The following is a 4490-nucleotide window of genomic DNA, read 5'->3' as shown; positions in this document are numbered from 1 at the left end:
GTCGTCAGGCGGCGAAAAGCCGAAGGCAATCCTGTGCGCCTCGTCAGACAAGATGTGCGGCCGCATCAATCGGGCCCAAAAGCCGCACTCTCACGAATAGGACGGGCTAGAGCCTCACCATTCGGCGACCAGTTCTCCGCTCGCATGCGAGACAAAGCATCTTCCTGACTATCAGCTTCGATATCCTTCAAGTGAACATGAGTAGCCGAGAGGTTATTGGGATCGGGCGAGGTTCCAACGACGTCGCGAAGAAACGATGGCTTCATATACCAGAGTTGATATTTCATCGTGTTCCCCTGCATAGTCGGCCGGTGCATCTATCAAGTCGACCTCTTCACGATCTCAAACCCCTTTGCCTCCAATTCCAGCAGAATGCCCTGCGCCAAGTGCGTGCATTCTTCGGGCTTGATCCAATGCGGACTTCGCCAATCCGGGTCATCTTCCCTTGGGTAACTGGTGAATGCAGAGCGAATGGCGGCTTCGATCACGTCCATGGGATTGTCTGACATCTGCATCCCTCACGCATTTGACGAAATAGATCAAAATCCCCGCAAAAGAACGAGCCCAGCCGGGGCGTTCGCCCGCAAGCCTTATCCCTTCAGAAGAACCTCGCCACCATCAATCGCTTGATCTAGGTCAACGGTTCCGCTCTCGGGCTCAGGCACGTCAACAGCTTTGTAGAAGAGAAGTTAGAGATGAACTGGCTCATCCCCTTGTTCGGCGTTGCAATCGCATTGTCTGGTCAGAATGCTTTCGGCAAAAACAGGTTGACCGACCCCGTTAGGTTGCACGGGAATGCAAAAGCGACGTGGAGCACTTGTGCAGAGGACTTCGGCCCGGTGGCCATCGCATCCTACGTTGCCTCAAGGCACGGGTGGCCGAATTGTCGCCCGTGTGTTCGGCCGCACTTAAGTCAACGGAATAACGCAACCAACGCGGTCCGCGTAGAACGCGGGACCAAGGACGCGTGACCACTCCCACTACGCCGTGTTGACCGGCGCACAACGTACTCTGGCGGCCGCAGAATATCTCCCGCAGAGCCTCCTGCGCTCTGCGGGCCGCGCCGGGCTGCACGAATTGATCGCTTACTCGGCGCGGCATGGAGCGCGAAGCGATGGAGTTCGCCTGCGAACTGATCCACCCCAGCAAGGCATTCCACAGCATGGTCTGCACTCGGCTGGAGGTCATTTGTCATGAAGACCTCGACACCATTGCCCGCGCCGCACGTCGCCCCCTTCGTCGCGACGGCATTGGCGCAAGTCGAGGGAGCGCTATCGATCGGCGAAGCCCGCCTCATGGTGGGGCATCGCGATCCGCATGATGGCGTGCGCGCCGAAGTCCCGCGCGGGCTACCACTTCGCTGCCGCCATCGGCTTCGATCCTTGCTTGAGGACTACGCGCCGACGATCCCGACCGGGCCAACGATCAACACACACTCGCCGGGAGAAGCTGGGCCGCGGTCTCGAACACTTCCGCAAGGAAGGCGCGAGGTTGATCCCGCCACCGACCGCGACGATCCTTACGAGGACGAAGCCTACCGGCTGTGGGCGATCAAGCAGCAGAGCAAGTGTCCGAGAGGCCCGCGTCATTTTCGTCTGCGCCGTATCCGTTTGCTGCTGAGCCGTTTGGCGTTTGCCGCCACCTTTCTTCGATACTGCTCAACAATCTTGTTTCCAGATGCGCCAGCCATCAGGCTTGTACCGGCCTTCGCCGCCGCCAAGACCTTTTCACTCACCATGCGCTGGGCTTCTCGTTGAGCCGCTTTGCCGCCGCGCATCAGCTTCGCGATCCGAAGTCCGATCACGCGATTGCTTTCTAGCCCTAGCATCATCCAGTTCCACATGGTGCGATATTCCCAGTCGTTCGAACGGCGTACCATCAGGGATGCCATCAACGGCCACGTGTGCGCGATGTTCAATCAAACCTGCGTGGCTGGTCAACGAGCGCAATCTGCTCGCTCATTCCCTCCTGAGCCCGCCTCGGCAACACACGTCACCAACGGACTAGCAAGAGTTCCTTCACCTTCATTCACGGATACATCCGAATGGGCGATAGCCGAAGATCACTTGATGCTGAAGAGTGAGACCGCTGCTGCTGGGGGCCAAACGGGGATGTCCGATGGGTGCGGCAGGCTCGCGCTTTGCGCACATGAAGAGAAGTCTCCGCGTTCGGGCGGTCGTTGTCGGCGTTCTGGAGGAGTTGCCGTTTATCTGCCCGGTGGCGGTCGCGATCGGCTCGCTGATCATGATCGGCATCACGCTCTATATGGATTGGTCCCAGTGAGCGGGAAGTGACGAGCGATCTTACCATGGCGGCTTCTGCAACTGACCGATCTCGAATTGCGTCGGTATTCAAATGCAGGTCAGCATTGGTGGCTTGAGCCTCAGTCCGGAAGCTGGGGATATGTCCCCTTGGGTTCTACCAGAACGAGCGAGTAGCTCATTCGAGAGACGACCAGAACACTCACGCCACCACCGCGCCCCTCAAGGAGGCCCCCCGACACAAGGCAGCTCAAACTCTTCAAGTAGCAGACGATCAGAGCCAGACTGTGCCACGGGCGGAGCGGCCATCCCGCTTTCGCTTTTGTGACGCTTTAGCCACGCTTACCGGTGAGGACCTGATCTTGAAACGTAGGAGAGTACGTCATGCCGCCGACCGATCAGTCGCGAAATCATGTTGGCGAACTGAACGAGAGAAAGAATTGCGAGAAATTCCAAAATCATTTCGAAAAGCCTCCGGGTTCGAAAATTCGCTGTTGTAAAACACGCCCCAGCCCGGAGACCGCAAATCTAGAACTGTTTGTTGCGGCGTAAACGCAAAATGGAACAGTTCAACGAAGAAACAATAAATCAGTTGCCTTTCGGCAACAGCATGAGGAGATTGCAGCGTTCTCGAAAACACGCTTTCATTGCCGCGACGTGCGCAGCATCGGCTTCACTGCGCGACGATTGCCGCCGCTCCCGCCGCAGGTATCGCAAGTAAGCCACGCGGCTCTGATCTAGCGGGAAGCCGTCACCTTGCCGCCTTGCCGATGTAGGCCCGGCTGCAATCGAGGTGCAGCGTCATTGGCCCGACGCGCTGACGGTCGTAGCCCTTTGGCGATGAGGGCAATCAACGGTGACGGTCTCGGACATCAGCCATTCCTGTTGCGCCGCGCCGCTTTTGAAGGATCGTCGATCTTAGCGTCGCCCTCATTGTGCCGTCTATCGCTTGAGGAAATGACGGCGTCTCAAGACCAGAATTGGTCCTCCCGCTGCTCATCGCCTTGATACTCGCGGAAGTCGGTCGCCTTTCCGTTCTTCATCTGCCAGACGTGGATCTCCGGAAACGACGCGGACAGCCCGTTTCGTTCTGCGTTCACGGTAACCAAGGCGACAACGAGATCGTCTTCAGCCAGCACATTGTGCACATCCATGCTGAACGCGCCTCCCGAAAGCTCCATCGTGCGTTGAAAGAAGCCTCCGACCTGATCGTGACCGGTATAGTCGCCTGATAGGGGACTATGACCGGGAACGTGCCATGTGATGCCGGCGTCGAAAACCGCGAAAACCGAGGGGATGCTTCCTATCGCAAAGTCTTCGTAGGCCTTGCGGATAATCACCGAATTCAAATCGCCCATTGTTGTCTCCCCTAAAAGGGTTAGCACTCCTACGGGACTAATCGTAGTCACGGTGAAGTACAAAGCCCGAATATAGCAACCAATCGGTCGCCTCGAAATGTCTCCTCTTGGGCCCAGCGTCATTTTCATACGGAGCGAAAGTTCGTCGCTGTCAGGCCAAGGCGAACGTTCGCCTTCGCCTGCAACGGCAACAACGGTTTTTCTCGCAGCAAATATCCAGACCTCCCGGCGTCGCGCGGTCCCCGCGTTTTCTACACGCCTCACAGGACCCGGACGACCTCGCGCAACTCCGTTCAATCCGAACTGGCAGGCGCAAAGAGCGGCGACGGCGGAGCGGCGATGAGGCACACGATGGGCTGTAAGCTTGGCGCGCGCGCCGAGATCTTCGCAAGGCGCTCGGGCGCGGCCTCGATCACTTCCGCAGCGAAGGCGCGAAGCTGATCCCGCCGCCGACAGAGCGGGACGCCTACGAGGCCGAAGCCTATCGGCTGTGGGCGATCAAGCAGCAGGGCAAGTGACCGCGACCTAGTGCAACGATATGTCCGGTGTTGGATGGAAACCGGAAGTAGTCAGCGCAGGGTCAAAACGACGCGAATGACCCCAAGCGGACTTCTGTTGATTTAGATCAACATGAGCGGCGCGAGACTTCGTTTTCTTGCGTCCTTGTAGTGGCAGCCCTCTCCAGATCCCTGTAGATCAGCATCAAGGACAACCTCGATGAGATGTAGATTGATCAGTCTGACGTTTGCTGTCTCTTTAATTCCAATCGTTGCGAATGCGCAGGTAACCATTGATATGGGCAAGATCATATGTAGCCAATATCTTGCTATGCCGCAGTCACAGTCAGATAAGTTTTCTGCCTGGATGAGCG

At 57.6% G+C, this 4490-nt stretch carries 5 protein-coding genes; 1 reads left to right on the top strand and 4 read right to left on the bottom strand.

Going from position 1 to position 4490, the window contains the following annotated elements; all coding sequences use genetic code 11:
* Positions 1–65: 65 nt before the first annotated feature.
* The 3 genes from QJT78_RS48930 to QJT78_RS48920 all read right to left on the bottom strand — a co-directional run bounded on the left by QJT78_RS48930 (position 66) and on the right by QJT78_RS48920 (position 1843).
* Positions 66–287, bottom strand: coding sequence for a hypothetical protein (locus QJT78_RS48930; RefSeq protein ID WP_281460773.1), 222 nt, complete (start codon positions 285–287; stop codon positions 66–68).
* Positions 288–320: 33 nt separating this feature from the next.
* Positions 321–494, bottom strand: coding sequence for a hypothetical protein (locus QJT78_RS48925; protein ID WP_240537792.1), 174 nt, complete (start codon positions 492–494; stop codon positions 321–323).
* A 1091-nt stretch (positions 495–1585) separates the two neighbouring features.
* Positions 1586–1843: a hypothetical protein gene (locus QJT78_RS48920; RefSeq protein ID WP_028154361.1), complete on the bottom strand. Its 258-nt coding sequence runs from the start codon at positions 1841–1843 to the stop codon at positions 1586–1588.
* Positions 1844–2148: 305 nt separating this feature from the next.
* Between QJT78_RS48920 and QJT78_RS48915 the strand changes: the two genes are divergently transcribed.
* On the top strand, positions 2149–2283 hold the full coding sequence (locus QJT78_RS48915; protein ID WP_256376473.1) for a hypothetical protein: 135 nt from the start codon (positions 2149–2151) through the stop codon (positions 2281–2283).
* 946 nt (positions 2284–3229) lie between these two features.
* Here the strand turns inward: QJT78_RS48915 and QJT78_RS48910 are convergent.
* On the bottom strand, positions 3230–3619 hold the full coding sequence (locus tag QJT78_RS48910) for a nuclear transport factor 2 family protein (RefSeq protein WP_157790253.1): 390 nt from the start codon (positions 3617–3619) through the stop codon (positions 3230–3232).
* Positions 3620–4490 lie beyond the last annotated feature (871 nt).

It is taken from the genome of Bradyrhizobium sp. Mp27, from assembly GCF_029953005.1.
GTDB lineage: Bacteria > Pseudomonadota > Alphaproteobacteria > Rhizobiales > Xanthobacteraceae > Bradyrhizobium > Bradyrhizobium barranii.
The sequence above is the reverse complement of the archived record's forward strand: the minus strand, read 5'-3'. Positions and strand labels throughout refer to the sequence as shown.